General features: G+C 47.0%; 5 protein-coding genes. 1 reads left to right on the top strand and 4 read right to left on the bottom strand.

Features of this window, described 5'->3' with window-relative positions:
• Nucleotides 1-312 (top strand): IS3 family transposase (locus GRX64_RS10970; protein ID WP_166266528.1); only part of this gene is annotated, 312 nt, incomplete at its 5' end.
• A gap of 45 nt (nucleotides 313-357) precedes the next feature.
• Here GRX64_RS10970 and GRX64_RS10965 read toward each other — a convergent pair.
• From GRX64_RS10965 to GRX64_RS10950, 4 genes are all read right to left on the bottom strand, one after another.
• The gene (locus tag GRX64_RS10965; RefSeq protein ID WP_091984497.1) at nucleotides 358-663 is read right to left on the bottom strand and encodes an NIPSNAP family protein; all 306 of its coding nucleotides are present in this window, start codon (nucleotides 661-663) and stop codon (nucleotides 358-360) included.
• A 94-nt stretch (nucleotides 664-757) separates the two neighbouring features.
• Nucleotides 758-1,555, bottom strand: a complete 798-nt coding sequence (locus GRX64_RS10960; RefSeq protein ID WP_166267117.1) for a hypothetical protein — start codon at nucleotides 1,553-1,555, stop codon at nucleotides 758-760.
• A 59-nt stretch (nucleotides 1,556-1,614) separates the two neighbouring features.
• Nucleotides 1,615-2,088, bottom strand: coding sequence for a hypothetical protein (locus GRX64_RS10955; protein WP_166267115.1), 474 nt, complete (start codon nucleotides 2,086-2,088; stop codon nucleotides 1,615-1,617).
• A gap of 105 nt (nucleotides 2,089-2,193) precedes the next feature.
• Nucleotides 2,194-2,447: hypothetical protein (locus GRX64_RS10950; protein WP_166267113.1), on the bottom strand; the 254-nt coding region annotated here is incomplete at its 5' end.

The raw sequence follows: 2,447 nt of genomic DNA, 5'->3' as shown, positions 1-2,447 counted from the left end.
ATGGTGCATTCAGACCAGGGCAGTCAGTTCAGCGGCGGTGAGTGGCAAAGCTTTCTGAAGGCCAATCATCTGGTAGGCAGCATGAGCCGGCGTGGTAACTGTCATGACAACGCCGTGGCTGAAAGCTTCTTTCAGCTACTCAAGCGGGAACGAATTAAACGACAGATCTATCCGACACGGGAAGCTGCCAGGCGCGATGTGTTCAACTATATTGAGATGTTTTACAACCCGAGGCGCCGACACGGCACGAGTGATAATCTGTCGCCGGTAGAGTACGAGCGGCGTTACTTTCAGAGCCTGAGCGGTGTCTAGAATACCGGGGGCGATTCAAACAGACTTAATGCACTTGTTACAAGCTCACTCAAAAACTGGCCTCATAAAGCTGCGCTCACAGCTTAGTACACAACGAGTTTCTTCGGCGTATTTGAAGGCGGCTTGGCAATCCGAGTCTTTGAACGAGGCCTCACGGTACTTTTCATAGGCAGCCAGAGATTCGAACGTGAATAGTGCGATGGCGATATTGTTGGCACCCTCGGAAGGCAAGAAATACCCATGGTGCTGACCGCCGAACCTCTGAACCAAAGGTATCCACATCTTGGAATAGCGCTCGAACTCGGCGGCTTTGTAGGGGTCTATAACGTACTTTAGGTAGCAGGTAACCACTTGAACTCCCTTTCAGTTGGCCTTGTAACGCTTGGCTTTGCGGCGCATCGGAGCGCCAGCAGAGGTGCGTCCGACAACAGCCACTTGTTATAGCTTATCTCAACTTTCGCTTTAGGCTTTTGAGTTCTGACTGAGCCTTTTGGAGCCACATTGGAACTCCCCTGTCGGAGCTCTCATATATGTAGCTCATGTAGTTGATTGCGTGTTCGGTTGGTGTAAAAGAATTCGTTTTAAAAAGCTTTATTGCAAAAGATACCCTATCGACCTCCTCATTCGAGAGATTGAGTTTCTGTTGCATGTGCATGACGATGTTGCGGTCCTCCACTAGGTCAATAATCTGGTGTCGCAAGGTACTCGATGCCTTCAAAGGGGCCACCTCGAAAACCTGAGGGAGTAGCTGAAACAGCTTAACGCGAATAGGAATTTTCAGATCTTGTGGCACTTGATCTGAGAGTACCTCTCGGTTTGGCTTATCGGGCCGTTCGATAACAAGTCTGGATGGCTCACCATTTTTCTGACCGAGAATGGCTATTGACTTGTTAGCCCACGACTCCAGTGCGCTGACGGCAAAAGTAATAGCAGTCATTGAGTTCTGGCATGCTTGAAAGAACTTCGCGTGATTGGTTTCGCTGACTTCAACTTCTAGTATCTGGTCGACTTCATTTTTTGAGGTTTCAACCAACCTTTTTATCGTCTGTGCCTTTCCCGCTGCTTCGAGCGAGTTAAACAACATTAAAGCTTCGAATTCCGGTGGCGGAACCCGCATCGCGAACCCATTAAACTCACCTTGCTTTGAGACACAGATAACTTTCGCACCAGCTTTCGCGATTCTGCCAAAAACGTCAGCGTCTTCCTTTAGCCTGATGTTGTTATCTTCTAGAAGGTGCTTCATGGGTACCTATAACGCGGAGCGCACCGGCGCACGTTAGTGCGTCCGAGTGACGCGAATTGTTATAAATTTTCCCGGACGAACTGCTCCACACTGAGATGTCGCCCCTGTTTCTGGTAATGCCCGTCTAAGGCGTAAGCCATTTTTTCCAGCGGAGCTTCGTCGTACCCAAAATCCTGAATCTCTCGAATGTAGCGCTCTGTAAAACCTTGAGGGGTGAGTTCCCGCCATTGAATCACATGAACCAATTCATGAAAATGAAGTCGCAACTCGTTCGCTGCACTTTGCTTCACGTAGTAGGTGTCATTGTACGTAATGCCTCCAACATCCATGTCGATGAAATCTCCCAAACCTGCTTCCCGTAACTCGGGAAAATCGGGCTTCGGAATTTCGTCGGTAACAACGAAAAACGCTGTCTTGAGGAAGTCTGGTGAATAGAAGCCTTTAAAGCTTTCTTCAAAGACGGAGCAGGACTGACGTACGTCTTTATATGAGTAATTCACCTGATGTATCCATTGCTCGATCTTGTTGATCACAACCTCTCCTATTTATAACGAATTGCTAAACGGAGGAGCAAATTTTCCACGTCTTTTTGGTACAAAAAGCATAACACCCTTTAAGGAGTCCGTTTGAAAAACCTGTTATAAATGATTTCTCACCAGCTGTTTCAGGGCATCTGGAAAAACATGTTCTGTTATTAAGCACCATAACTCTTCTGCGCCATTTTTTTCTAGACAGTGTTGAAGTGCATCAATGAAGTTTTGAAGGTTACTTGAACATCCTTGTTCACTTAACTTAGCTTCATAAGAAAATAAATGAGCACCAACCTCAACCATTTGAGCATAGACCTCTTCCCGGTTTAATTCATACTTGCGCGTCGATCTATTATTACCGA

This window comes from Marinobacter caseinilyticus, from assembly GCF_011074955.1.
In the GTDB taxonomy this organism is placed as follows: domain Bacteria; phylum Pseudomonadota; class Gammaproteobacteria; order Pseudomonadales; family Oleiphilaceae; genus Marinobacter; species Marinobacter caseinilyticus.
The sequence above is the reverse complement of the archived record's forward strand: the minus strand, read 5'-3'. Positions and strand labels throughout refer to the sequence as shown.

What these genes read in the sequence shown, in the direction of transcription:
- GRX64_RS10960 (WP_166267117.1), bottom strand. Translation starts at nt 1,555, where the DNA reads ATGAAGCACCTTCTAGAAGATAACAACATCAGGCTAAAGGAAGACGCT.